This window comes from Endobacterium cereale, assembly GCF_009617585.1.
Classification (GTDB): domain Bacteria; phylum Pseudomonadota; class Alphaproteobacteria; order Rhizobiales; family Rhizobiaceae; genus Neorhizobium; species Neorhizobium cereale.
Map to the genome: position 1 here is coordinate 185890 of NZ_WIXI01000022.1, position 23546 is coordinate 209435.

Consider the following 23546-nt stretch of genomic DNA (forward strand, 5'->3'; position numbering starts at 1 on the left):
ACAGCCGCGTCGTCTGTCATGCAATTCTCCATGGCATGCAAATCGGCGAAAATCATTGCGCCGCAGAGGCCGCATATTAGCGGCACGGCGCGACTTTTCCAATCCTTTGCCCAAACACGTTGCGCAAAGCAAAAACGGCGGCCGTTATATCGGCCGCCGTGGTTTTCTCACATGGATATTTTACACTCAGAACTCTTCCCAACTGTCTCCTGACGGGGCCGCGACTGCCGCGGCAGAACCGCCGCCACCGAAAGCACGGGCAAGCGTGCCGACCATCTTGCGGGCCGGAGAAACACGTGGGGCCGAATGACCATCGGTGGCCACGGCACGGACGGCGCCTGAGACTGCGGCACGCGGCGCAGATGTCGCAGCCGAACCGGCTCCCGTGCCGATATCGAAGCGGGAAACGAGACCGAACAGATGGCTGGCTTCGGACGAAAGCTTGTGAGTTGCGGCAGAGGTTTCCTCCACCATGGCAGCATTCTTCTGGGTCACCTGATCCATCTGGTTGACGGCCGTGTTGACCTCCTGAAGACCCGTTGCCTGCTCGCGGGCAGCCGTGGCAATCGAGTGGATATGATCGTTGATGCGATGGACACGGCTTTCGATCTCGGTCAGCGACTCTCCGGTTTTCTGCACCAGCGTCACGCCGCTCGACACTTCCTGGCCGGATTTGGTGATCAACGACTTGATATCCTTGGCGGCATTGGCCGAGCGCTGTGCAAGTTCGCGGACTTCCTGGGCCACGACGGCAAACCCCTTGCCCGCTTCACCTGCGCGCGCCGCTTCCACACCCGCATTCAAGGCCAGAAGATTGGTCTGGAAGGCGATCTCGTCAATGACGTTGATGATCTGGCTGATTTCACCGGATGCCTGCTCGATGCGGCCCATGGCTTCGACGGCACTGCGCACGACCGTGCCGGACTGGGCAGCACTCTGCTTGGCTTCCGTCACCATGGTGCTGGCTTCCTGGGCGCGTTCGGCGGAGTTGCGCACCACGGCCATGATCTCGTCCAGCGCGGCAGAGGTTTGTTCCAGCGCCGCCGCCTGCTGTTCGGTGCGCTTGGAAAGGTCGTCGGTTGCCGCACGCAATTCGTTTGAATTGTCGTTGATCGAGGTCGTGGCGCTCCGCACGTCCTTCATCGTGGTGCGCAGGTTGCCCATGGCGCCATCGACATTCTGCTGCAGTTCCGCAAAGTTGCCCCGGAATTCGCCGCGCATGGATTGCGTCAGATCACCTTCAGCTAGACTTGCGACGACACGGCGGACTTCCGACACGCCGGTATCGACACTGCCGACCAGCTGATCGACATCACGACCAAAGGCATCGAGACCCTGATCGCCGAAGGAATGATTGATGCGGCGGGTAAAATCGCCACCCACGGCGGCGGTCACAACCTCGGCCATGCGCCGGCGGAATTCTTCGTTCTTGCCACGCATATCCGCCTCGCTGGCATTCATGCGCGATACTTCGAGGCCGTTACGCTTGAACACTTCGACGGCGGCGGCCATGTCGCCGATTTCGTCCTTGCGGCCGACGGATGGCACCTGCGTGTTGAAATCGCCATCTGCGATGCGGGTCATTGCGCCCGTCAGCTCGACGATCGGGTTACTGAGGTGGCGGCGACCGGTAATCAGACCAAATGCCGCGCCGATCAGGACGCCCAGCATGGTGACGACGGAGACGAGGATGAGAACCGTCTCGCTGAACATGTGCAGGCCTTCACCGATGGCGGTCAGCTCTGCCTGATCCGCTGCAACGACCTTGTCGATGCTTGCTTGAAAAGCCTTGCGGTTTGCGCGGTTGGCTTCGTTGTTACCTTGTACTGCGGCGGCGGCCGGTCCCTGCTCACGCACAAGACGGACCGTTTCGGAACGGAATTGTACGAACCCGCGCGACTGAGCGGCGATCGCGTCGAAGTCCGCACGCTGTGCAGCGGGAACAAGCGACTGCCATTCCGTGATGACCTTGGCCATTTCGTCGAGATTGGTAAGCAACCCTTTCGCAAAAGGCTCGGCGCTGGCGGCGCTGTCTGCGGCGTAGATGCCGCGCGCTTCCATGACGACGGCGGTCACGACACGGTTCAGATGCTCGCCATGATAAACACGGTCAGAAGCCGCCTCGGAGATATCCACGCGATTTTGATATTCCAGGATTGCGAACAGCGACAGGCCGCCGATTGCAAAGGCAACGAGGCTCATCAGGCCTACAAGTAGATTAATTCTGCCACGAATTTTCATGGAACCTCCCCCACAAGGCACGACGGTTACGGAAAGGCACAGAACAAATCTGGGCAACTCGAACCTGAGACAGCAGGTTTATCATCGGCAATTTAATAAAAACTTTCGCGAATAAATAAATCGACAGGATATATTCTTTAATATCAAATACATCCCAAGATATACTTGAACTCAAAAATCAACCCTGAAGAGAAAATATTGCTTCGCACAACAAAACCGCAAAAACCTGCTGCAGCGCAATATCTGATCATGCTCTTCACAAGTGTGCTTTAAGCCCTTCGGCAATTGACTTTCGAGCGCCTCTGCCCTTATAAGCCCGCCAACGTCCGGCCAAACGGTCTCGCGTAACAGCGAGCCTGTGCCAGAACGTTTCTTTCGCAACGCTCTTGCTCTTAGAAGCAAACCCAAGAAGGGCCGCACACCGCGGTATTAAAAAAATGAAGCGTACCTACCAGCCGTCCAAGCTTGTTCGCAAGCGTCGTCACGGTTTCCGCTCGCGCATGGCCACCAATGGCGGCCAGAAGGTTCTGGCAGCTCGCCGCGCACGCGGCCGCAAGCGTCTTTCGGCCTAAGGCCGGCTGCCCGATGACAAACCGGGCGACCAAAGACGACAAACCTCAGAAAAATGCTGTCGGGCGGCTGAAAAGCCGTCCGCAGTTTCTGCGTGTCCGGGAGGGAGAGCGCCGCAAGGGCAAATTCTTTCTTCTGGAAGTACTCGATCGCCAGGAACCGGATACCGGTGCGCGCGTCGGGTTCACCGTCACCAAGAAGCATGGCAACGCGGTCGAGCGAAACCGCATGCGCCGCAGGCTGAAGGCAGCCGTTGGGCACAGTGCCGCAATTGCAATGAAAGACGGACACGATTATGTCATTGTCGCCCGACGCGAAGTGCTGACGGCGAAATTTGCCGATCTGGAGGCCGCGCTTTCCCAGCGCATCGAGAGCCGCCCGAGACATGGCACCCCTAGGAACTCCGCCCCAGGAAAGCATGATGGAAAAAAACCGTAATTACTTCATCGCGATCGGCCTATCGGTCGTGATCGTCCTTGCCTGGCAGTTCCTATACATGGGCCCACGGATGGAAGCCCAGCAGCGCGCTGAAGAAGCCCGTTTGGCTCAGCAGGCGCAGCAGCAGACCATCACTTCGGAAAGCCCGGGCGCGACCTCGCCGACGACCGGCCTTCCGGGCGCAACACAGGCACAGGCGACCGCCACCCGCGAAGAATCGCTTGCAAAGTCGCCGCGCGTCGCCATCGACACGCCTGCTCTTTCCGGCTCGATCAACCTGACAGGCGCGCGCTTCGACGACCTGAAGCTGCGCGAGTACCACGAGACCGTGGATGACTCGAGCCCGCTGATCACCCTCTTCTCCCCGGCGGACACGAAGGACGGCTATTACTCTGAAATTGGCTTCGTCAGCACAGAGGCCGGCACCGTACCGAACGACAAGACACAGTGGACCGTCGCCAGCGGCGACAAGCTGACCGTTCAGACGCCGGTGACGCTCACCTGGACCAACGACAAGGGCGTTGTCTTCACCCGCAAGATTTCCGTCGACGAGCATTACATGCTGACGATCGACGACAAGATCGACAACCCGACCACGGATGCCGTCAACATCGGTTCCTACGGCCGCGTCACCCGCTACAACAAGCCGGCAACACCTTCCGTCTGGGTCATCCACGAAGGTTTCCTCGGCGTTGCAGGCGCTGACGGCAGCTTGTCCGAAAACACCTATTCCAACATCGAAAAAGAAAACGTCACGCATCCGAAGGCGACCGGCGGCTGGCTCGGCATTACTGACAAGTATTGGGCTTCCGCTCTCGTGCCGCCTCAGGGCGTTCCATACGAGTCGCGTTTCTCGCATTTCACCGATGGTCAGCCGCGTTATCAGGCCGACTTCAAGACCGACAGCGTCACCATCCAGCCGAATGGCTCGACCGAGTTGAAGAACCTGGTTTTCGCCGGCGCCAAGGAAGTGCCGTTGATTGCGCAGTATGAAACGCAGTTCTCGATCCCGCTGTTCGACCGCATGATCGACTGGGGCTGGTTCTGGTTCTTCACCAAGCCGATGTTCCAGCTGATGGACTTCTTCTTCCGTCACGTCGGCAATTTTGGCGTCGCCATCCTGCTCACCACCATTGTCGTCAAGGCGATCTTCTTCCCGCTGGCCAGCAAACAGTATGCTTCGATGGCCAACATGAAGCGTGTTCAGCCGCGGATGGAAGAACTGAAGGCGAAGCACGGCGACGACCGCATGGCCCTTCAGAAGGGCATGATGGAGCTGTACAAGGAAGAAAAGATCAATCCGATCGCCGGTTGCTGGCCGGTTCTTCTGCAGATCCCGGTGTTCTTCGCGCTCTACAAGGTCATCTACGTGACCATCGAAATGCGCCACGCACCGTTCTTCGGCTGGATTCAGGACCTTTCCGCTCCGGACCCGACCTCGCTGTTCAACCTGTTCGGCCTCCTGCCGTACGATGTGCCGCACGCGCTGATGATCGGCGTCTGGCCTCTGATCATGGGTGTCACCATGTTCGTGCAGATGCGCATGAACCCGACCCCGCCGGATCCGACGCAGGCAATGATCTTCACCTGGATGCCGGTCGTGTTCACCTTCATGCTGGCAAGCTTCCCGGCTGGTCTCGTCATCTACTGGGCATGGAACAACACGCTCTCGGTGACCCAGCAGGCGATCATCATGAAGCGTCACGGCGCCAAGATCGAACTGTTCGGAAATCTGGCGAGTATTTTCAAGAAAAAGCCCGCCGAGGAGAAACCGGCGGAAGACAAGAAATAAAATCGACAAACCCCGCTTCGGCGGGGTTTTTCTTTGAGCGTTAAAGACTGCCCCTCCCCCGCAAAACTTGACATTGCCCGCCAAAACCACCAAGCCCGGACCTTCAGATCAAAGACAGGACACCAAGACCAATGCCCGCAGACGGAAACATGGACGCCAAGCCACTGTTCGGCCGCCCCTGGATTTTCATCCGTGGCGTGCCCTCGATGGATTTCCTGCCGCCGGAAGGCCCGCTGGAAGTGGCCTTTGCCGGCCGCTCGAATGTCGGTAAGTCTTCGCTGATCAATGCGCTGGTGGCCAAGAAGGGGCTTGCCCGCACATCGAACACGCCGGGCCGTACGCAGGAACTCAACTATTTCGTTCCCGACGGCTATTCCGGCCAGGAGGGCGACATGCCGCCGATGGCGATCGTCGACATGCCCGGCTATGGCTACGCGCAGGCTCCTAAGGAACTGGTCGATAACTGGACAAAGCTGGTGTTCGATTATCTGCGTGGCCGCTCCACGCTGAAACGCGTCTATGTGCTGATCGACAGCCGCCACGGCATCAAGAAAAACGACGATGAAGTGCTGGATCTGCTCGACAAGGCAGCGGTGTCCTATCAGGTCGTTCTGACCAAGACGGACAAGATCAAGGAAGCCGGCGTGCGCCGCTTGCTTGAGGAAACGACGGAGAAGATTCGCAAGCGTCCTGCAGCCTTCCCGGAGGTTCTGGCAACCTCTTCGGAAAAGGCGGGTGGCATTGACGATCTTCGTCGCGCCATTGGTGTTGCCGTGGGGAAACCGGCCTGACGGTTTGCTGTGGGGACGGCAGGGGGAATACCGTCAGACCGGTTGAACGGCCGAGTTCGGGGCAGAAGCGGCCGTTATTCTGGTGACATGGCAGGTGCGCCTCACGGCCCCCGCCATGCCAAATATCTCAGTTACATTTTCTTCGGCAGAAGCACCGCGTCGATGACGTGAATGACGCCGTTCGACTGCTTGACGTCGGCGATGGTGACATGGGCAACGCCGCCGTTTTCATCGGTCAGCGTGATCTTGCCCATGGACTGCTTGGCCTTCAGCACGCAGCCGCCGACGGTCTTGACGTCATGCGTGCCCTTGTCGTCCTTGATCATCTTTTCGATGGCCATGGACATGGCATTGGCGGCAACGACATGGCAGGTTAGGATCTTGGTGAGCTGCGCCTTGTTTTCCGGCTTCAGCAGCGTGTCGACCGTGCCCTTGGGCAGCTTTGCGAAGGCTTCGTTCGTCGGTGCGAAGACGGTGAAAGGACCCTTGCCCGAAAGCGTATCGACCAGACCGGCAGCCTTGACGGCAGCAACCAGCGTGGTGTGATCCTTCGAATTGACTGCGTTTTCGACGATGTTCTTGTTTTCATACATGGCGGCGCCACCGACCATGGGGTTCTTGGCCTGCGCCGCGCCAGCAGCAGCCACCACGCCGACAATTGCCAGCGCGCGAATAACGGATTTCAGCATTTCAGAAGTCCTCTTCCACAATTGATCCGGCGGTCGCGGCGGGCTGCCGGAGCGCTGGTTCCTCATCCTCGGAACATAAGAAGAGACGGACAGGACGTGAAAAGAGTTTCATCCAGAACGAGTGCTTCAAACAAAAAATCCGGCGATTGCGCGCCGGATTTTTCAACTGCGTAAGCGAGACGTTAACGCGTCAGGGAACGCGCGTCTGGCCGGCTGCGATGACCGGGCCGGTTGCCGTGCCCGTCGGCGAACCACCGTAGGGTTCGAGGCTGACCGCGAGCGTCACGCCTGCCGCGATGCGACTGCGCATGGTTTCCGGTATCTCGATCTCGCCGTCGCCGTTCTGCGGCAGAACGCCCAGAGATACAGCCGGATCGTTGCCGGAAATCATCCAGAGTTCGAGCGATTTCTGGTCGCTGGGACCAGCAGCCACCGGCGTCACTGAAAGACGGCCACTATCGGCCTGATAGCTGGCGACGAGGCTGATGGCATTACCCTCACCCGACATCTGCGCCACAAGCGGCTGACCCGGCGCTTGGCGGCCGAACGGCGCGTTTTGCAGCACAACCGTACCGGCCAGAAGGATGATGGAAAGCACTGTCATCGAACGCCACAGCGTCACCGAACTCCAGATGCCGGCAAAACCAGCCTTCGCGGGCTTCGGAAACAGCCGCGCCTCGATACGGGGATAGACGCCCGCACGCGGGTTCGACAATTCGTATTCGTCATTGAAGCTCGACAGGTTTTCCGACCACCGGCCAACCATGGCTGCAAAAGCCGTGTCGCGCGACATGCGCGCCTCGACGTTGCGACGCTCCTCCAGCGACAATACGCCGAGCACATATTCCCCGGCAATCACCTGGTCGCGGGCTCTATCACCTTCGCTCTGGTCGCGCGTTGTCATCTGTCCAAGCACTCTCTCAGCTTCAATAGGCTCCGCCGCAGCCAGGTGCGCATCGTATTGAGCGGCACGGCGTGGCGGTCTGCCAGTTCCTGGTAACTCAAACCCTCCACATAGGCGCTTCGAACGGCGCCTGCGCGGTCAGATTCCAACTCTTCCATGCACGTGTCAATGCGCTTGCCTTCGCCTTTCAGCACAGCAGCCTGTTCGGGATCGGCACCGCTGTCGGCAATGTCCCACCCTTCTTCATCGATATTGCTGGCCACCGGTTTGCGGGCGCGCAGCAGATCGATCGAATGGTTGCGGGCAATCGCCATCAGCCAGCCAAGCGGATTGATACCGCTCGACGCAAAACGATCGGCGCGGTGCCAGATCTTGACGAAGATTTCCTGAAGGGCGTCTTCGGCATCGGTTCTGTCTTTGAGAATACGAAGGCAGACGGAAAAAAGTTTCGGCGAGGTTGCACTATAAAGCGCCGAAAACGCCGCCCTGTCGCCAAGGCTTACGCGCGAAATCATCCCCGCGAGGTCTTCACCCGCCATGCTTGCATCCCCTTTGCGTCCCTATCCCGCAAAGGTTGGCCAATGGTGCACAATGTCAATATACCCAATCGCTAAATCTGCGCAGGAATTGTTTTCACCGTCAAAAACATGCGTTAAAAGGCGGCACTTCACATGTAGGGAAATTTTCCATGACGGCTTCCGAAAGCGAACTCCAGGCTCAGTTGCTTGCACAGGCTTTGCCCTACATGCAGCGATACGAGAACAAGACCATCGTCGTGAAATACGGCGGCCATGCCATGGGCGACAACGCGCTGGGCAAGGCCTTTGCTGCCGATATCGCCTTACTGAAACAGTCGGGTGTCAACCCCATCGTCGTTCATGGCGGCGGCCCGCAGATCGGCGCGATGCTGACCAAGATGGGCATCGAATCGAAATTCGAAGGCGGCCTTCGCGTTACCGATGCCAAGACGGTCGAGATCGTCGAAATGGTTCTCGCCGGTTCGATCAACAAGGAAATCGTCGCGCTGATCAACCAGACCGGCGAATGGGCGATCGGCCTTTGCGGCAAGGACGGCAACATGGTGTTTGCCGAGAAGGCCAAGAAGACCGTGATCGATCCCGACAGCAATATCGAGCGCGTGCTCGATCTTGGTTTCGTCGGCGAAGTGGTCGAAGTCGATCGCACGCTGCTCGACCTGCTGGCCAAGTCCGAGATGATCCCGGTCATCGCACCGGTCGCTCCAGGTCGTGACGGCGCCACCTACAACATCAATGCCGATACGTTTGCCGGCGCAATCGCCGGTGCGCTGCATGCCACCCGCCTTCTCTTCCTCACCGATGTTCCGGGCGTGCTCGATCGCGACAAGAACCTGATCAAGGAACTGACCGTGGCGCAGGCGCAGGCCCTGATCAAGGACGGCACGATTTCCGGCGGCATGATCCCCAAGGTCGAGACCTGCATCGATGCCATCCGCTCCGGCGTTCAGGGCGTCGTCATCCTCAACGGCAAGACCGCCCATTCTGTGCTCTTGGAAATCTTCACCGAGCACGGCGCCGGCACGCTGATCGTTCCCTGATCATCCCATAGGTCACGACAGGGCGAATAGCCCGACCGGCCGCATATCGCCTTCGTGGCGCAGGAGCCATTTCTTGCGCCACAGACCACCACCGAACCCGGTCAGCGAGCCATCCGAACCGATGCACCGGTGGCACGGAATGACAACCGGGATGCGGTTGGCATTGTTGGCCTGAGCCACCGCCCGAAACGCCGTCGGCTCTCCGATCGCGCGGGCCAGATCGCCGTAAGAACAGGTTTCTCCTAGCTGCACGTCCTGAAGAGCCTGCCACACGCGCCGTTCGAATTCCGTGCCTTCGTAGTGAAGCGGCACGCGGAAATCGAAGTTTTTGCCCGCAAGATAGTCTGTAAATTCCTGCGAAAACTGCTCAAGCGCATTGCTGCTGCCCGGAATAATGTGCGCATTCAGCTTGCGCTCCAGCCGTGACAGCGCATTGACCCGCGTTTTCTCGTCATGGAATTCGACAGCGTAGAGATGCGTCTCGCTGGTGGCGGCGAGGATTGGGCCGATCGGCGTTTCGAACCATTTTGCAAACAGGCCGATCTCTTCCATCCCGTCGCTTCTCCCGCCTTTTCGCGCTGGCCTTTATTTCAGCGGCAGTGCATAACCGCGCCATGCCTCACCTGAAGACAGTTCCCGACGCCGCCGATTTCGCCCATGTCACCGAATGGGTGTTCGATCTCGACAATACGCTCTATCCGCATCACATCAATCTGTTCGCACAGATCGATACCAACATGACCGCCTTCGTGGCGGAACTGCTGAAGATGGAACCGGCGGAAGCAAAGCTGCTTCAGAAGAAATATTACCACGAACACGGCACGACGCTGAAAGGCCTGATGCTCAATCATGCCGTCGATCCGGCTGCCTTTCTGGAGCGCGCGCATGCCATCGATTATTCGCTACTGCAGCCGCACCCGGAACTGGGCGATGCGATCAAGGCGTTGCCGGGCCGCAAATTCATCCTCACCAACGGTACCGTCCCGCATGCGGAAGCGGCTGCCGGTGCGATGGGCATTCTCGACCAGTTCGACGACATCTTTGATATCGTCGCGGCCGACTACCTGCCGAAGCCGGCCAGCGCCACCTATGACAAGTTCGCGGCGCTGAACAAGGTCGATACGAAGCATGCGGCCATGTTCGAGGACCTGCCGCGCAACCTCATCGCACCAAAGGCACTCGGCATGCGCACCGTGCTATTGGCCCCTGAGGTGACAGCCGATATCGTGATCGAACGCTGGGAAAAGATCAGCGACGAAGACGTGCATATCGATTATCTGACGCAGGATCTGACGGGCTTCCTACAGGCGCTTCAACAGAAGTGAAGGCTGGCGGGCAGCGACCCGCCCCTTGGGCACCTTACCGAAAGTTCATCCACCTTACCGATGTTTAAGTGGTTCTCCCCGGAGCCGGCCCCTATCTTGAAGCTGTAAGAAGCAATCAGGAAGGAAACATCATGAACGCCAAGAAGATCGCACTTGCTGCCCTTGGAGCCGCTTTTGTGTTCGGCGCCACCGCTCCCGCAAGCTTTGCGGCTCCGGGCGATCGCGGCCCGAATGGCCATGGCCCGCGCCATGAAATGGGCGGCCCGATGATGAAGGAACGCGCCTTCATCTACCTCCTGAAAAACGCCGATGCTGACAAGGACGGCAAGGTGACGAAGGCGGAACTGACCGCATTCGAAGAAAAGAAATTTGCTGAGATCGACGCCGACAAGGACGGCTCGCTGACGCCGGGCGAATTCCGCGCCTACCGCAAGGCCGCCATGGAAGCGTTCCGCAAGGACCATCCGCGCCCCGAGCGCGAGGACGCCAAGGCCGACGGAGACAAGAAGCCGTCCGGCGAGCGCGCCGAAGGCAAGGAAGGCAAACGCCATCATGCCAAGGGCCCCGGCCGTCATGGCAAGGGTGGTCCCGCCATGGGCTTCATCCGCTTTGCCGATACCGATGAAAACGGTCAGGTGAGCAAGGCCGAAGCCACGGCCGCCACGGAAAAATTCTTCGCCTTCATGGACACCAACAAGGATGGTGCCATCAGCATCGACGACCTGCCGGACCGCCCCCTCTAATATCCGGCAGAGCGTTGCAGAACCCGCCCCTTTCCCCCGAGGGGCGGGTTCTTTATTTTTCGAGACCTGGCGATGATCAGATCGGCCGGCTTTCAAGATCGGCAACGCGATCAACCAAACCGTCCATCTTGTCCTCGATACGGCCAAGCGTGCCTTCGAGTTTCGACTGAAGATGCGCCAGCGCGCCGGTCAGTTCCATCTTGACCATGACCTCCAGGTCATCCTTCAGCTCGATTTCCCGGCGCTCCAACCGGCATGAAAAATCGTAGGTCTGCAAAGTAAGCGTCCGAATATCGGCCACATCTTTTCGCAGCCCACGAACCTCCTCGTTCGTGCGCTGAAGCAGCTTGGCGATGAAATTCAGATCGATGACGTCGTGGCTCATGGGATAAACCTCTCAGCTCATCCTAGTTGTAATTTAAAGACGCCGCAATCGAACTCGCCTACAGCCCGTAAAACTCCGAAACGACCTTCCAGGCCTCGTCCGCCGTCTCGACAAAATTGATCAGCGACAGGTCTTCCGGTGCGATCGTGCCGAAATCGGCGAGCGCATCGAAGTTGATGATGCCGCGCCAGAATTTTTCGGAAAACAGGATGAAGGGGATCGGCTCCATCCGCTTGGTCTGGATCAGGGTCAGCGCCTCGAACATCTCGTCCAGCGTTCCAAAGCCGCCCGGGAACACCACCACGGCTTTTGCCCGCGTCAGAAAATGCATCTTGCGGATGGCGAAGTAGTGGAAATTGAAGCTGAGTTCCGGGGTCACGAACCGGTTAGGCGCCTGCTCGTGCGGAAGAACGATGTTGAGACCGATGGTCGGGGCTCCGGCTTCCGAAGCGCCACGATTGCCGGCCTCCATCACGCCCGGACCACCGCCCGTCACCACAACATATTCCTTGAAATCGTCAATCCGCGACTGTTCGGCGCACAGCGCCGCGAATTTGCGGGCTTCCTCGTAATAGACCGAGGCGGCAGTCAGGTTCTTGCGCTGCACCTCGTTGCGCGCCGCCCATGGCTCGGCACCGGGCGCTGGAATACGGGCACCACCGAACAACACGACGGTGGACTTGATGCCCATTTCCTTAAGCGATAGCTCGACCTTCAGAAGTTCGAGCTGCAGGCGCACGGGACGCAGTTCTTCGCTGCAGAGAAAGTCCTCGTCGGCATAGGCAAGGCGATAGGAAGGAGACAAGGTCTGCGGGGTTTTGGGAACTTCCTTCGCCTTGCGCTTGTCGGTGCCGCTATCCTTGAGAGGATCCCATGAACCGTCGGCACGCCGTGCGGCTTCGTTTTCAGTCTTTGTCATTCCATTCCCTCAGTACCAAATCGCATTGACGCCTGATCGGTGGTCGCTTAGACCAAAGCCCATGTTTTTGCCAGACGGCAAGGCCATCTCCATCTTCACGATATCGCGTGACGTTTAAGGATTCCCCATGAGCAGCTTCGACTTCGCCGCCCTCGAAAAGACAATCGAGACCGCCTTCGACAACCGCGACAACGTCAACGTTTCGACCAAAGGTGAAGTGAGCGATGCGGTCGAGACCTCTTTGAACCTGCTGGACTCTGGCCAGGCCCGCGTCGCGGTTCGTGGCGAAGACGGAAACTGGACAGTCAACCAGTGGCTCAAGAAGGCCGTGCTTCTCTCCTTCCGCCTCAACGACATGGAAGTCGTCAAGAACGGTCCGGGCAATTCCACATGGTGGGACAAGGTTCCGTCCAAGTTCGAAAACTGGGGCGAAAGCGAATTCCGCTCTGCCGGTTTCCGCGCCGTGCCGAACGCCGTCGTGCGCCGCTCGGCCTATATCGCCAAGAACGTCGTGCTGATGCCGTCCTTCGTCAATCTCGGCGCCTATGTCGATGAAGGCACGATGGTCGACACATGGGCGACCGTCGGCTCCTGCGCGCAGATCGGCAAGAACGTGCATCTTTCCGGCGGCGTCGGCATTGGCGGCGTTCTGGAGCCGATGCAGGCCGGCCCGACCATCATCGAAGACAATTGCTTCATCGGCGCCCGCTCGGAAGTCGTCGAAGGCTGCATCATCCGCGAAGGCTCTGTCCTCGGCATGGGCGTCTACATCGGCAAGTCGACAAAAATCGTCAACCGCGCCACCGGCGAAGTCACCTTCGGCGAAGTGCCGCCTTACTCGGTCGTCGTTGCCGGCTCGATGCCGTCGGGCAATGCCACCATGCCGAATGGTCTGGCCGCCCCGCATCTCTATTGCGCCGTGATCGTCAAGACGGTCGATGAAAAGACCCGTTCGAAGACCGGCATCAACGAGCTGCTGCGCGACTGATCCCAACTCTTCTCAAGGTTTTATACATGTCCGTTGCAGATCCGGTCGCAAACCTGCAGGCGCTGATCCGTTGCCCTTCCGTCACCCCGGCGGAAGGCGGCGCGCTCACCGCGCTCGAAGCCATGCTGAAACCACTCGGTTTCACCGTCGAGCGCATGGTGGCAAGCGAACCGGGCATGCCGGACATCGAAAACCTCTATGCCCGCATCGGCACCGACGGGCCGCATCTCATGTTTGCCGGGCACACGGATGTCGTGCCGCCCGGTGACGAGGCTTCGTGGAGCCACCCGCCCTTTGCCGCCGCGATCGCCGATGGTGAACTGTTCGGCCGCGGTGCAGTCGACATGAAGGGCGGCATTGCCTGCTTTGTCGCCGCCGTTGCCCGCCACATCGAACAGCATGGTACGCCAAAAGGCTCGATCTCGTTCCTGATCACCGGTGACGAGGAAGGCCCGGCCGTCAACGGCACGACAAAGCTGCTGAAATGGGCCACAGACAAGGGCGAGCACTGGGACGCCTGCCTCGTCGGGGAGCCCACCAATCCGGACGTGCTCGGCGACATGATCAAGATTGGTCGTCGCGGTTCCGTGTCCGGCAAGGTGACTGTGCACGGCGTGCAGGGACATGCCGCCTATCCGCATCTCGCCGACAATGCCGTGCGTGGCGCGCTGTCATTGGCCTCGGCGCTGATGGACCCGCCATTCGATGCCGGCACACCGGAATTCCCGGCCACCAATCTGGAAGTGACGACACTCGATGTCGGCAATCCGGCCACCAATGTCGTGCCGGAGAAGGCGACGTTCGCCTTCAACATCCGCTTCAACGACACATGGACGGCCGATACGGTGAAAGCCGAAATCCTGCGCCGTCTGGATGAGGCCGCCGCAAACAACCCGCTGCGCCCCGGCCGCGACGCTACCCGATACGATATCACCTGGGCCGAACGCCCAAGCCACGTCTTCCTCACCCGCAACGACGCGTTGATCGGTTCGCTCACCGCCTCGGTTGAAAGCGTGACGGGCAAGCGTCCGCAGCTTTCCACGACAGGCGGCACGTCCGATGCCCGTTTCATCAAGGATTATTGCCCGGTGGTGGAATTCGGCCTTGTCGGCCAGACCATGCACATGGTGGACGAGCGCGTGGCGGTGGCCGATCTCGAAACACTGACCCTTATCTATGGCGACTTCATCACCCGGTGGTTTGCCGATGCCGTCGTTTCATGAGGTTCGCAGCTATCTCTACGGCATCTGGCTGCTGATCAAGGGCGATCCACGGGGCGTTCACTTGTTGGATACGTCCGAACGCGGCATGTGGCAGTCCTTCTGGGCGATCCTTTGGTGCCTTCCGGCCTTTGCCGTTTATTGCGTGATACAGCGCATGGACTATGTCAGCGCAACGGGGCCGGACGGCCAAATGTCCACCTTGCCGTATGTTACCGTTTTGGCGGCTATCGAGGCCATGCGCTGGATCATACCGCCTGTTCTCATCGCCTGGCTGTGTTTTGCTTTGAAGCTTCGTCCGCAACTGCGCGTGCTGATCGTTGTGTTCAACTGGAGCACGCTACCGATCTTTGTGATCAACGCGATCGTCCTCCTGTTGTTTCTTCTGCCACTGCAACATGAAGAGTTCGCGATGCAGTTCTGGCTTGGTCAACTTGCGATTTTTCTCATATTCGGCGTTCTCGAACTGGCTGCAACCGTGCGCGCGTTCCGGAACGTGATAGGCGGATATCCCTTCAAGGCACTCGCTTTGGCCATTCCCGGTGTCGTACTGCTGAACTATCTTGCCGTAACCTTGGAAAAGGCAGCCGGCATACACATTGATTATTGAACAAGCCGCAGTCTGTAGAGAGTTTATCCGTGCCATCGTTTACTGAACTCCAGCATTACATCTCCGGCCTGTGGTTGCTGGTCAAAGGCGACGCGCAGGGTTTTCGCCGTCTCGACCTGACAGACCGAGGCATGAACAGGTCCTTCTGGGCGATCGTCTGGTGCCTGCCGCCCATGTTGATCTCGTGGAACTGGGCGCGGCTGGCGGTGCTGGAAGACAGCCCGCCCGGCACGAAACTCGGGCTGCCATTCTTCTTCAAGCTAGGCCTGATCGACGCCATGAACTGGATCATGCCGCTGATCCTTGTTGCCGTGCTCTGCATGACACTCGGCTTGCGTGGTCGCTTTCCCGCCATCGTGGCCATCTCGAACTGGCTGTCCGTTCCGTTTTCCTACGGTTATGCGGTGCTGATCGTCATCGCCTTCCTGCTGCCGGGCAGTGAAGGTTTTGTCGCGCTGCTGTGGCTGGCACTCTTGCTCGGCCTGGTGTTTTCGCTGTCGCGCATCCTGCGGATGATTCTTGGACCGCAGCCGCTTATCGTCGCCACCACGGCAATGACGCTGATCATTCCGTCGTTACTGCTCTCGGATGCCTTGCAGTCATTTCTGGGCGTGGCGCCCTAATCAGGTTCCATCCTGGTAGCAAGGATCGCCGGGATATTCGACCTTCATGAAATACAGCCCTTCCGGCGGCGCCACCGGTCCACATTCCCTGCGGTCACGGGCTTCAAGCGCCTTGCGCACGTCATCCGGCGTCACCTTGCCTTCGCCCGCGATCTTCAGCGTGCCTGCAAAGGAGCGGATCTGGTTGTGAAGAAAACTCTGGGCGCTGGCGCGGATTTCGATCAGATCGCCGACACGGGTTACATCCAGACGATCCAGCGTGCGGACCGGGTTTTTCGCCTGACAGTGGGTGGAACGGAAGGTGGTAAAGTCATGGTGGCCGACCAGCATCTGCGCGGCGGCATGCATGGCCTCATGGTCGAGTTCCTTAGCCACCCACCAGGCACGGTTCTTTTCCAGCGCCAAGGGTGCCGGGCGATTTAGGATTCGATAGAGATAATGCCGCTTGAGCGCGGAAAAGCGGGCATCGAACGTGTCATCGACGGCCATGACCTCGACGATCGATACGGCTTCATTCGCCATCATCAGATGGGCGTTGACGGCATTGCGCAGCTTGTGCGGCAACCATTCGCGCGACAGATCGGCATGGACCACCTGACCACGCGCATGCACGCCGGAATCGGTGCGCCCGGCGCCACGAATGGATACGGTTTCGCCGGTCAGCTTGAGAATGGCCTTTTCGATGGCCGATTGAACGGAGTGACCGTTGTCCTGACGCTGCCAGCCGACATAGGCGGTGCCGTCATATTCGACGACCATGCGAAAGCGCGGCATCAGGCTTCCCCGGCAGACGACGGCAGAATGGTGCCGGCCGCAATCGGCGTTCCACGCAGGAAATCGCTAGCATCAAGCGGCTTTCCACCCGCCTTCTGCAGGCGCGTGAGACGCAACGCACCTTCGGCACAGGCAATCAGGACGGCACTATCTGCCAACACTTCACCGGCCTCGCCCTGTCCCCCGGAGACTTCGGATGCCAGCACCTTCACACGTTCCGGCTTGCCGTTGATTTCCAGTTCAAACCATGCCCCCGGAAACGGCGAAAGACCGCGAATGTGGTTGTGCACGTCGCGCGCGGGTCTTGAAAAATCGATGCGGGTTTCGCTCTTGTCGATTTTGGCGGCATAAAGCACATCCTCTTCCGGCTGAACCGTCAGCGGTAGGTCGTCCGCCTCCAGCTTTTCCATTGCCTCCACCATGGCGCGTGCACCGACCAGCATCAGCTTGTCGTGCAGTTCGCCGGCCGTCATCGCCTCGCTGATGTCCACTTCCTTCGTCAGCGCCATCGGGCCGGTATCGAGGCCCTTTTCCATCTTCATGACGATTATGCCGGTCTTTTCGTCACCGGCCATGATAGCACGCTGGATGGGAGCGGCACCGCGCCAGCGCGGCAGAAGAGAAGCATGGCCATTGTAACAGCCGAGCTTCGTGCCTTCGAGAATGGCGACCGGTAGCAGCAAGCCATAAGCGACAACGACAGCGACATCAGCATTGAGGGCCCGAAAGGTTTCGCGATCTTCCTCGGCCTTGAAGTTGAGAGGCGTCAGGACCGGAATGCCGAGAAGTTCGGCGGCCTGATGCACGGGCGATTTGGTCAGATCAAGCCCGCGCCGTCCCGCCGGACGCGGCGGCTGGCTGTAGACGGCGACGATCTCATGACCTGCCTCTTTCAAAGCCCGAAGCGTCGGCACTGAAAAATCCGGAGTGCCCATGAAGATGATGCGAAGAGACATGGTCGGATCCGTCCTTGTTCATGGGCATGGAAAGATCGCGGCCGAAAGCGCCGCAATCAGAGGCCAACTCAGGTCAGACCTTCGCCTTGGCGGCCTTGGTGAATTTCTTGATCACCATCTCGCGTTTCAGACGCGAAATATGGTCGATGAACAGAATGCCGTTCAAGTGATCCAGTTCGTGCTGGAAGCAGGTGGCCAGAAGACCATCGGCCTCCAGCGTATGCTCCTTGCCGTCGCGGCCGATATGTTTGACCGTCACCGTCGCCGGACGCTCGACCTCGGCATAATATTCCGGGATCGACAGACAGCCCTCTTCGTAAACCGAACGCTCGTCGGAAGACTTCACGATTTCCGGATTGATGAACACCATCGGCTGGGCCGGATCACCTTCCTTGGCGACATCGATAACCAACAGGCGGCGCGGCACACCGATCTGGATCGCGGCAAGGCCGATGCCGGGAGCATCGTACATGGTTTCAAGCATGTCATCGGCGAGCTTCAACACCGCGTCGTCGACGCGTTCTATGGGGGCGGATACCGTGCGCAGCACTGGATCGGGCAAGATAATAAGCGGCTTGATCGTCATGGCCTCCCATTATCCCATCTTTTCGGCAGGGAAAACAAAAATTGAAGCCTTGGCTTTGCCAACGCGTGAAAGCTGATGAATGGCACCTTGTTTTGGCAGTCCATCGCAATTTGTTCCTGTTTTGATCTTTCCGACGAGAATAAATCTGCTAGGCTTGCCATATGGAAACCCAAAACTCCCTTCTGGCTGCGCTGGCCGGCAATCCGATCCTTGTTGCCGCTGTCGGCATCGCCGTTCTTCTGTTTGTGCTCGCCCTCGTCATGATGGCGTCGGGCAGACGTGCCGCCGCTTATGCGCAGGACGAAGCGGCGCGCCGGGCGGCGGAAGCGGATGCCCGGCTTGCGGAAGTCTTGAGGCTGCAGTCAGAAATGCAGGGCCGCATGGCAGCGATGGGTGAGGCGCTGAGCAGCCGCCAGTCGGAACTTAACCGCGCCGTCAGTCAGCGTCTCGACGGCATGAGCCATCGGCTGGGTGCGACCATCACCGAACAGACCAAATCCACCCACGACAATCTGCGCGCTTTGCAGGAACGGCTTGCCGTCATCGACGCAGCACAGAACAATATCCAGACGCTTGCCAAAGATGTTGTCGGCTTGCAGGCGATCCTTTCCAACAAGCAGACACGCGGCGCCTTCGGCCAGGGCCGTATGGAGGCGATCGTTGCCGACGCGCTGCCGCAGGGGGCTTATGGTTTTCAGACAATGCTTTCCAACGGCACGCGACCGGACTGCACGATATCAATGCCGAACGGCGCGCCGCCACTGGTGATCGACGCAAAGTTTCCGCTGGAAGCCTGGAACGTTTTTCGCGAGGCGACCGATCCGGATCTCCGCCGCAATGCCGGGCAGCAGTTCCGCCGCGACCTTGAAGTGCACATCAAGGACATCGCCGAAAAATATCTGATTCACGGCGAAACACAGGAAACCGCCTTTCTTTTCGTACCGTCGGAATCGATCTTTGCAGAAATTCACGAGCATTTTGAGGGCGTGGTGCAGAAGGCGCAACGTGCCCGTATCGTCATCGTCTCCCCTTCCCTGCTGATGCTGTCCATCCAGGTCATACAGGCTGTGCTGAAGGACCAGCGCATGCGCGAACAGGCTCATCTGATCCAGGGCGAGGTGGCGCTGCTGATGGACGATCTCGGCCGCCTGGATGATCGCACCCGCAAACTGCAGAGCCATTTTTTGGCAGCGCAGAAGGATGTCGAGCAGATCCTGACCTCCTCCGACAAGCTGAACCGTCGCGGCGCCAAGATCGGTGCGCTGGAGCTCGAGGCGCCCGCACCACACAATAACGGCATTGAAAACCATAAGCCGCAGCCGTCGCATGGCGTCGAAAGCCGCACCGGCCTGCTGAAACTGAGGGTGGTTGACGAGGACTGACACTGTCGGGCAGTGTCGCCCGCAAAACATCGGCATCGAACGCGTTCACAGGTTTTTCATGATCACTGTCCTCGGCTCCATCAACATGGACCTCATCGCCAACACGCCACGCCTGCCGGCGCCTGGCGAAACCGTTGCCGGCACCGGCTTTTCCACGGCAGCCGGCGGCAAGGGCGCCAACCAGGCACTAGCAGCCCGGCGCGCCGGCAGCGGCGTGCGCATGGCAGGTGCGGTTGGTAAAGACGAGTTTGCCAAGCCGGCACTAGAATTGCTGGAAGAGGCCGGTGTCGATCTTTCCGCCGTTGCCCGCAGCAGCGAGCCAACCGGCACGGCACAGATCCTGGTCGGTGGCGACGGCGAAAACATGATCGTTGTGGTGCCCGGTGCCAATGGCACCATCGATGACGATCAGGCCCATATCGCGGTTGGCACGATGCGGGCCGGCAGCCTGTTGATGCTGCAGCTTGAAATTCCGGCAGCAAGCGTCGAACGCGCTCTGCTTTCGGCCCGTGCCCAGCATATCGTCAGCATTCTCAACACCGCGCCGCTGACGCCGGAAGCAGCCGAACTGGCGAAACTGGCGGATGTCGTGATCGCCAATGAGACTGAATTTTCGCTTCTGGTCGGCAGGCAGATAACGCAGGCCGATGAGCGCGAAACCGCCATGCGGGAATGGCATTCCGAACGCGGTCAGGCACTGATCGTGACCCTTGGTGGCGACGGTGCGATCGCAGTCCGCAACGGTGTCGTGCACAGGGTAAAGGGGCTGGACATCACTCCGGTCGACACAGTCGGGGCTGGCGACACTTTCTGCGGCTACCTGGTTTCCGGCATGGAGCAGGGGCTGGATTTCCCCGACGCGCTTCGCCGTGCGGCCATCGCCGGTTCGCTTGCCTGCCTGAAAGCCGGCGCCCAACCGTCGATCCCGACGGCGGAACAGGTTGCCTCGCATCTTTGAGCAATTCCCTTGCTGCAGGCTTCTTCGGCGCTTGCAGCGGAGCGGCTTATTTCCCATATGATGTCTGAAACCGCATGCCAATTTCGGGTGCGGGCATGGTCGCTTGAATTCAAGGACTGAAACGACATGAGCCGAAGCACCACCTTCGCAAGCCCTCTCTTTTTGGGTTTCGACGCGATGGAGAAGACCCTCGAGCGCCTTGCCAAGGCGAATGACGGGTATCCGCCGTACAATATCGAGCGCATTGCTGCGGATGCGTGTGGCGTGGAGCGCCTGCGAATCACCATTGCCGTGGCCGGTTTTTCCGAAGAGGAACTTGAGGTTACCGTCGAGGAAAATCAGCTGATCATTCGCGGCCGCCAGATCGACGTACCGGACCGTGATTACCTCTATCGCGGCATTGCCGCGCGCCAGTTCCAGCGGGTGTTCGTGCTGGCAGATGGCATGCAGGTTGGCGGCGCGGGATTGCGCAATGGATTGCTCTCGGTCGATCTCATTCGTCCGGAACCGGAGCGCATGGTGCGAAAAATTAATATTTCCGTCTCAGAGTAGGTCAACGGCGACGATGCCGGAATGCCCTCAAGACGGAGGCTGGAATGCTGCTTAAAGAAGCGACTGCGCGCCTGACGCAGAATGAACTTGTGGATCTCGGCGCCGGTGAAGTCGGCTATATCCGCAGGATGCGCTCAGAAGAAGTGTCGCGCTGTTTTCCGGAAGCTCCCGATATCGATCCGGCACTCGACCTCTGGGCGCTGTTCGGCGCCGACGGCACGCCGATCCTTTTGAGCGACAACCGTTCCAGCACCTTCTTCAAGGCCGCGGAAGACGAATTGCGCACCGTCAGCCTTCACTAAAAATACTTTGGCGCGGCTGTCTGACAACAACCGCGCCATTATTGTCTCTACCAACCTTATTGCGCGTCAGACGCGTTTGAAGGTGAGATAGGCCGAGGAACGACCTTCGCGCTTGGCCTTGGCCTCATAACGCGTGCCCGGCCAGCCGGCAAAGGGCGTCAGCCAGTCCGATGGCTCTTGCGCCGTCCAGGCGAAGCCACCGTGATCGTGGCAATGCGTCAGCGTCCAGTTCACATAGGTATCGATATCCGAGGCGAAGCAGAACATGCCGCCCGGCTTCAGCACGCGGTGAAAACGGGTCAGGTTGACCTGCGAAACAAACCGACGCTTCCAGTGCTTCTTCTTCGGCCACGGGTCCGGATAGAGAAGGTCGATACGATCCACACAGGCTTCCGGCATCCAGTCCAGAAGCTGCGTGGCATCATCGGCGTAAACGCGAACATTATTCAGATCCAGTTCGCCGACGCGGCCAAGCAGTTTTGCCATCGAATTGACGAAGGGTTCCACGCCGATAAAGCCAGTTGTCGGTTCTTCCTGCGCGCGGTGCACCAGATGTTCGCCACCGCCAAAGCCGATCTCCAGGCGGGTACGTTCCGGCGTGAACGGAAACAGTTCAGCCAGATCCTTTGGTGCCTCGGCACTCAGATCGACGGAAAGCGCCGGCAGGACCGTGTCCATCGTTTCCGCCTGGCGTTCGCGCAAGGGCTTGCCCTTGCGTCTGCCGAAAAAGGCTTCGGTCGCGCGGGTGGGATGCGATGGTTCGGTCATGGTCGGTCTTTCGAAATCAAAAAGCGGATATCTCCGCGAAGAGATACCCGCTTTACAGTTTTTTGCGATGGTCCGTAAAGGCCGATCAGCCGACCTTCAGGGCTTCCTTTAGCGGCTTCACGAGATCGGTCTTCTCCCAGGAGAAGGAACCGTCACGGCCGTTCTTGCGGCCGAAATGGCCGTAGGATGCGGTCTTGGCATAGATCGGCTTGTTGAGGTCGAGGTGACGACGAATGCCGCCCGGCGACAGGTCCATGGTCTTGCGGATGGCCGCTTCAACCTGGTCTTCGGTGACATTGTTGCCGGTGCCGTGCAGATCGACATAGATCGACAGCGGCTGGGCAATGCCGATCGCGTAGGAGATCTGGATCGTGCAACGCTCGGCAAAGCCGGCTGCGACCACGTTCTTTGCAAGGTACCGGGCGGCATAGGCTGCCGAACGGTCGACCTTGGTCGTGTCCTTGCCGGAGAATGCGCCGCCGCCATGCGGGGCCGCACCGCCATAGGTGTCGACGATGATCTTGCGGCCAGTGAGGCCTGCATCACCATCCGGGCCACCGATGACGAACTTGCCGGTCGGATTGATGTACCACTTGCAATCCGCATCGATCGGCAGGTCGCCAATGGCTTCGCGGATAAAGGGTTCGACAACCTGGCGAACCTTCTTCGAATCCCAGCTGGTATCGAGATGCTGCGTGGACAGAACGATCGAGGCGACACCCGCCGGCATGCCGTTTTCGTAACGCACCGTCACCTGGCTCTTGGCGTCCGGGCCAAGCTTGCCGGCATCGCCCTCGCCCTTCTTGCGGGCGGCGGCGAGCAGCGCGAGGATCTTGTGTGCGTAATAGATAGGGGCCGGCATCAGATCCGGCGTTTCCTTGCAGGCGTAACCGAACATGATGCCCTGGTCGCCGGCTCCCTCGTCACCCTGCTGGTCGGCTGCGCTATCGACGCCCTGCGCGATGTCGGCCGACTGAGAATGAAGAAGTACGTCGATCTTGGCGGTCTTCCAGTGGAAACCGTCCTGTTCGTAACCGATGTCACGAATGGCCTTGCGCGCGGCAGACTTGAACTTCGACGGATTGATGACGTCGTCGCCGTTCTTGTCCTTCTTCATCAGGCTGGGCGGCAGGCGAACCTCACCGGCAATCACGACGCGATTGGTGGTCGCCAGCGTTTCGCAGGCAACACGCACCGTCCAGGGATTGACCCCCGTCTTTACGGCTTCGCGATAGACCAGATCGACGATCTCGTCGGAAATACGATCGCAAACCTTGTCCGGATGGCCTTCAGCAACGGATTCGCTGGTGAAGAGGTAGTTGGCACGCATGTTGGGATTCCCCTCAAGAACAACTCGGCGAATGTGTAGTGACTTCGTCCTTTGAAGACAAGAACACAACGACATAAATATATCTTTATGCGATGATTTCGCGAAAATGAGGCAGGCTTGCGAC

General features: G+C 59.3%; 27 protein-coding genes. 15 read left to right on the top strand and 12 right to left on the bottom strand.

The genetic code is table 11. The features are described 5' to 3' along the window. Positions 1-186: 186 nt before the first annotated feature. Positions 187-2241, bottom strand: coding sequence for a methyl-accepting chemotaxis protein (locus tag GAO09_RS01105; RefSeq protein ID WP_153352223.1), 2055 nt, complete (start codon positions 2239-2241; stop codon positions 187-189). Positions 2242-2678: 437 nt separating this feature from the next. Between GAO09_RS01105 and rpmH the strand changes: the two genes are divergently transcribed. From rpmH to yihA, 4 genes are all read left to right on the top strand, one after another. Further along, positions 2679-2813 (top strand): 50S ribosomal protein L34, encoded by a 135-nt coding sequence (gene rpmH, locus GAO09_RS01110; protein WP_132276568.1) that lies wholly within the window; start codon positions 2679-2681, stop codon positions 2811-2813. A gap of 13 nt (positions 2814-2826) precedes the next feature. After that, positions 2827-3249: a ribonuclease P protein component gene (gene rnpA, locus GAO09_RS01115; RefSeq protein WP_153352224.1), complete on the top strand. Its 423-nt coding sequence runs from the start codon at positions 2827-2829 to the stop codon at positions 3247-3249. Then, positions 3233-5041: a membrane protein insertase YidC gene (gene yidC / locus GAO09_RS01120; protein WP_153352225.1), complete on the top strand. Its 1809-nt coding sequence runs from the start codon at positions 3233-3235 to the stop codon at positions 5039-5041. Before rnpA ends, yidC begins: the two co-directional genes overlap by 17 nt. A gap of 131 nt (positions 5042-5172) precedes the next feature. Continuing rightward, positions 5173-5832, top strand: a complete 660-nt coding sequence (gene yihA / locus GAO09_RS01125; RefSeq protein ID WP_153352226.1) for a ribosome biogenesis GTP-binding protein YihA/YsxC — start codon at positions 5173-5175, stop codon at positions 5830-5832. A 131-nt stretch (positions 5833-5963) separates the two neighbouring features. Here yihA and GAO09_RS01130 read toward each other — a convergent pair whose 3' ends face one another. The 3 genes from GAO09_RS01130 to GAO09_RS01140 form a co-directional block, all read right to left on the bottom strand. After that, a complete protein-coding gene (locus GAO09_RS01130) occupies positions 5964-6521 on the bottom strand; it encodes a fasciclin domain-containing protein (RefSeq protein WP_153352227.1) in 558 nt (185 codons plus the stop codon). Between the two features lie 190 nt (positions 6522-6711). Next, complete coding sequence (locus GAO09_RS01135; protein ID WP_153352228.1) at positions 6712-7425, bottom strand: anti-sigma factor; 714 nt, start codon at positions 7423-7425, stop codon at positions 6712-6714. Further along, positions 7422-7964, bottom strand: coding sequence for a sigma-70 family RNA polymerase sigma factor (locus tag GAO09_RS01140; protein ID WP_153352229.1), 543 nt, complete (start codon positions 7962-7964; stop codon positions 7422-7424). Before GAO09_RS01140 ends, GAO09_RS01135 begins: the two co-directional genes overlap by 4 nt. A gap of 149 nt (positions 7965-8113) precedes the next feature. Here GAO09_RS01140 and argB point away from each other — a divergent pair, with 149 nt between their 5' ends. Continuing rightward, positions 8114-9001, top strand: coding sequence for an acetylglutamate kinase (argB, locus tag GAO09_RS01145; protein ID WP_153352230.1), 888 nt, complete (start codon positions 8114-8116; stop codon positions 8999-9001). Between the two features lie 12 nt (positions 9002-9013). Here argB and GAO09_RS01150 read toward each other — a convergent pair whose 3' ends face one another. After that, positions 9014-9553: a methylated-DNA--[protein]-cysteine S-methyltransferase gene (locus tag GAO09_RS01150; protein WP_153352231.1), complete on the bottom strand. Its 540-nt coding sequence runs from the start codon at positions 9551-9553 to the stop codon at positions 9014-9016. 62 nt (positions 9554-9615) lie between these two features. Here GAO09_RS01150 and GAO09_RS01155 point away from each other — a divergent pair, with 62 nt between their 5' ends. After that, positions 9616-10326: a pyrimidine 5'-nucleotidase gene (locus GAO09_RS01155; protein ID WP_153352232.1), complete on the top strand. Its 711-nt coding sequence runs from the start codon at positions 9616-9618 to the stop codon at positions 10324-10326. Positions 10327-10457: 131 nt separating this feature from the next. Continuing rightward, on the top strand, positions 10458-11069 hold the full coding sequence (locus tag GAO09_RS01160) for a CREC-EF hand family protein (RefSeq protein ID WP_153352233.1): 612 nt from the start codon (positions 10458-10460) through the stop codon (positions 11067-11069). 76 nt (positions 11070-11145) lie between these two features. Here the strand turns inward: GAO09_RS01160 and GAO09_RS01165 are convergent, their stop codons facing one another. Together GAO09_RS01165 and GAO09_RS01170 are read right to left on the bottom strand one after the other, a co-directional pair. Beyond that, positions 11146-11454, bottom strand: a complete 309-nt coding sequence (locus tag GAO09_RS01165) for a hypothetical protein (protein ID WP_153352234.1) — start codon at positions 11452-11454, stop codon at positions 11146-11148. Positions 11455-11512: 58 nt separating this feature from the next. Further along, on the bottom strand, positions 11513-12373 hold the full coding sequence (locus tag GAO09_RS01170) for an LOG family protein (RefSeq protein WP_153352235.1): 861 nt from the start codon (positions 12371-12373) through the stop codon (positions 11513-11515). Positions 12374-12500: 127 nt separating this feature from the next. On the opposite strand from GAO09_RS01170, the gene dapD reads away from it, so the two are divergent. The 4 genes from dapD to GAO09_RS01190 all read left to right on the top strand — a co-directional run bounded on the left by dapD (position 12501) and on the right by GAO09_RS01190 (position 15814). After that, positions 12501-13361, top strand: coding sequence for a 2,3,4,5-tetrahydropyridine-2,6-dicarboxylate N-succinyltransferase (gene dapD / locus GAO09_RS01175; protein WP_153352236.1), 861 nt, complete (start codon positions 12501-12503; stop codon positions 13359-13361). Positions 13362-13387: 26 nt separating this feature from the next. After that, positions 13388-14584 carry a succinyl-diaminopimelate desuccinylase gene (dapE, locus tag GAO09_RS01180; RefSeq protein ID WP_153352237.1) on the top strand — a complete coding sequence of 399 codons (1197 nt, stop codon included), beginning with the start codon at positions 13388-13390 and terminating at the stop codon, positions 14582-14584. A 154-nt stretch (positions 14585-14738) separates the two neighbouring features. Beyond that, positions 14739-15191: a hypothetical protein gene (locus GAO09_RS01185; RefSeq protein ID WP_153352238.1), complete on the top strand. Its 453-nt coding sequence runs from the start codon at positions 14739-14741 to the stop codon at positions 15189-15191. Between the two features lie 29 nt (positions 15192-15220). Next, the gene (locus GAO09_RS01190; RefSeq protein WP_324184947.1) at positions 15221-15814 is read left to right on the top strand and encodes a hypothetical protein; all 594 of its coding nucleotides are present in this window, start codon (positions 15221-15223) and stop codon (positions 15812-15814) included. Here GAO09_RS01190 and truA read toward each other — a convergent pair whose 3' ends face one another. The 3 genes from truA to def all read right to left on the bottom strand — a co-directional run bounded on the left by truA (position 15815) and on the right by def (position 18130). After that, positions 15815-16588 (bottom strand): tRNA pseudouridine(38-40) synthase TruA, encoded by a 774-nt coding sequence (gene truA / locus GAO09_RS01195; protein ID WP_153352240.1) that lies wholly within the window; start codon positions 16586-16588, stop codon positions 15815-15817. Further along, positions 16588-17544 carry a methionyl-tRNA formyltransferase gene (fmt, locus tag GAO09_RS01200; protein WP_153352241.1) on the bottom strand — a complete coding sequence of 319 codons (957 nt, stop codon included), beginning with the start codon at positions 17542-17544 and terminating at the stop codon, positions 16588-16590. Before fmt ends, truA begins: the two co-directional genes overlap by 1 nt. A 73-nt stretch (positions 17545-17617) precedes the next feature. Beyond that, entirely contained in the window at positions 17618-18130 is a 513-nt protein-coding gene (def, locus tag GAO09_RS01205; protein WP_153352242.1) for a peptide deformylase, read from the bottom strand. 161 nt (positions 18131-18291) lie between these two features. On the opposite strand from def, the gene GAO09_RS01210 reads away from it, so the two are divergent. The 4 genes from GAO09_RS01210 to GAO09_RS01225 all read left to right on the top strand — a co-directional run bounded on the left by GAO09_RS01210 (position 18292) and on the right by GAO09_RS01225 (position 21324). Continuing rightward, on the top strand, positions 18292-19512 hold the full coding sequence (locus GAO09_RS01210) for a DNA recombination protein RmuC (RefSeq protein ID WP_153352243.1): 1221 nt from the start codon (positions 18292-18294) through the stop codon (positions 19510-19512). A 58-nt stretch (positions 19513-19570) separates the two neighbouring features. Next, positions 19571-20470 (top strand): ribokinase, encoded by a 900-nt coding sequence (locus GAO09_RS01215; RefSeq protein WP_153352244.1) that lies wholly within the window; start codon positions 19571-19573, stop codon positions 20468-20470. Between the two features lie 126 nt (positions 20471-20596). Beyond that, complete coding sequence (locus tag GAO09_RS01220; protein WP_153352245.1) at positions 20597-21022, top strand: Hsp20 family protein; 426 nt, start codon at positions 20597-20599, stop codon at positions 21020-21022. Positions 21023-21066: 44 nt separating this feature from the next. Beyond that, complete coding sequence (locus GAO09_RS01225) at positions 21067-21324, top strand: BQ00720 family protein (protein ID WP_112733747.1); 258 nt, start codon at positions 21067-21069, stop codon at positions 21322-21324. Between the two features lie 66 nt (positions 21325-21390). On the opposite strand, the gene trmB is transcribed toward GAO09_RS01225, so the two are convergent. Both trmB and metK read right to left on the bottom strand, forming a co-directional pair. Then, entirely contained in the window at positions 21391-22092 is a 702-nt protein-coding gene (gene trmB / locus GAO09_RS01230; RefSeq protein WP_153352246.1) for a tRNA (guanosine(46)-N7)-methyltransferase TrmB, read from the bottom strand. An 85-nt stretch (positions 22093-22177) separates the two neighbouring features. Continuing rightward, on the bottom strand, positions 22178-23422 hold the full coding sequence (metK, locus tag GAO09_RS01235; RefSeq protein WP_153352247.1) for a methionine adenosyltransferase: 1245 nt from the start codon (positions 23420-23422) through the stop codon (positions 22178-22180). Positions 23423-23546: the final 124 nt, after the last annotated feature.

What these genes read in the sequence shown, in the direction of transcription:
- GAO09_RS01135 (WP_153352228.1), bottom strand. Translation starts at nt 7,425, where the DNA reads ATGACAACGCGCGACCAGAGCGAAGGTGATAGAGCCCGCGACCAGGTG.
- argB (WP_153352230.1), top strand. Translation starts at nt 8,114, where the DNA reads ATGACGGCTTCCGAAAGCGAACTCCAGGCTCAGTTGCTTGCACAGGCT.
- GAO09_RS01185 (WP_153352238.1), top strand. Translation starts at nt 14,739, where the DNA reads ATGGACTATGTCAGCGCAACGGGGCCGGACGGCCAAATGTCCACCTTG.
- def (WP_153352242.1), bottom strand. Translation starts at nt 18,130, where the DNA reads ATGACGATCAAGCCGCTTATTATCTTGCCCGATCCAGTGCTGCGCACG.
- GAO09_RS01140 (WP_153352229.1), bottom strand. Translation starts at nt 7,964, where the DNA reads ATGGCGGGTGAAGACCTCGCGGGGATGATTTCGCGCGTAAGCCTTGGC.
- trmB (WP_153352246.1), bottom strand. Translation starts at nt 22,092, where the DNA reads ATGACCGAACCATCGCATCCCACCCGCGCGACCGAAGCCTTTTTCGGC.
- dapE (WP_153352237.1), top strand. Translation starts at nt 13,388, where the DNA reads ATGTCCGTTGCAGATCCGGTCGCAAACCTGCAGGCGCTGATCCGTTGC.
- yidC (WP_153352225.1), top strand. Translation starts at nt 3,233, where the DNA reads ATGGAAAAAAACCGTAATTACTTCATCGCGATCGGCCTATCGGTCGTG.
- GAO09_RS01150 (WP_153352231.1), bottom strand. Translation starts at nt 9,553, where the DNA reads ATGGAAGAGATCGGCCTGTTTGCAAAATGGTTCGAAACGCCGATCGGC.
- GAO09_RS01220 (WP_153352245.1), top strand. Translation starts at nt 20,597, where the DNA reads ATGAGCCGAAGCACCACCTTCGCAAGCCCTCTCTTTTTGGGTTTCGAC.
- GAO09_RS01165 (WP_153352234.1), bottom strand. Translation starts at nt 11,454, where the DNA reads ATGAGCCACGACGTCATCGATCTGAATTTCATCGCCAAGCTGCTTCAG.
- metK (WP_153352247.1), bottom strand. Translation starts at nt 23,422, where the DNA reads ATGCGTGCCAACTACCTCTTCACCAGCGAATCCGTTGCTGAAGGCCAT.
- dapD (WP_153352236.1), top strand. Translation starts at nt 12,501, where the DNA reads ATGAGCAGCTTCGACTTCGCCGCCCTCGAAAAGACAATCGAGACCGCC.
- GAO09_RS01215 (WP_153352244.1), top strand. Translation starts at nt 19,571, where the DNA reads ATGATCACTGTCCTCGGCTCCATCAACATGGACCTCATCGCCAACACG.
- GAO09_RS01210 (WP_153352243.1), top strand. Translation starts at nt 18,292, where the DNA reads ATGGAAACCCAAAACTCCCTTCTGGCTGCGCTGGCCGGCAATCCGATC.
- GAO09_RS01105 (WP_153352223.1), bottom strand. Translation starts at nt 2,241, where the DNA reads ATGAAAATTCGTGGCAGAATTAATCTACTTGTAGGCCTGATGAGCCTC.
- GAO09_RS01225 (WP_112733747.1), top strand. Translation starts at nt 21,067, where the DNA reads ATGCTGCTTAAAGAAGCGACTGCGCGCCTGACGCAGAATGAACTTGTG.
- GAO09_RS01170 (WP_153352235.1), bottom strand. Translation starts at nt 12,373, where the DNA reads ATGACAAAGACTGAAAACGAAGCCGCACGGCGTGCCGACGGTTCATGG.
- GAO09_RS01160 (WP_153352233.1), top strand. Translation starts at nt 10,458, where the DNA reads ATGAACGCCAAGAAGATCGCACTTGCTGCCCTTGGAGCCGCTTTTGTG.
- rnpA (WP_153352224.1), top strand. Translation starts at nt 2,827, where the DNA reads ATGACAAACCGGGCGACCAAAGACGACAAACCTCAGAAAAATGCTGTC.
- GAO09_RS01130 (WP_153352227.1), bottom strand. Translation starts at nt 6,521, where the DNA reads ATGCTGAAATCCGTTATTCGCGCGCTGGCAATTGTCGGCGTGGTGGCT.
- yihA (WP_153352226.1), top strand. Translation starts at nt 5,173, where the DNA reads ATGCCCGCAGACGGAAACATGGACGCCAAGCCACTGTTCGGCCGCCCC.
- rpmH (WP_132276568.1), top strand. Translation starts at nt 2,679, where the DNA reads ATGAAGCGTACCTACCAGCCGTCCAAGCTTGTTCGCAAGCGTCGTCAC.
- fmt (WP_153352241.1), bottom strand. Translation starts at nt 17,544, where the DNA reads ATGTCTCTTCGCATCATCTTCATGGGCACTCCGGATTTTTCAGTGCCG.
- GAO09_RS01155 (WP_153352232.1), top strand. Translation starts at nt 9,616, where the DNA reads ATGCCTCACCTGAAGACAGTTCCCGACGCCGCCGATTTCGCCCATGTC.
- truA (WP_153352240.1), bottom strand. Translation starts at nt 16,588, where the DNA reads ATGCCGCGCTTTCGCATGGTCGTCGAATATGACGGCACCGCCTATGTC.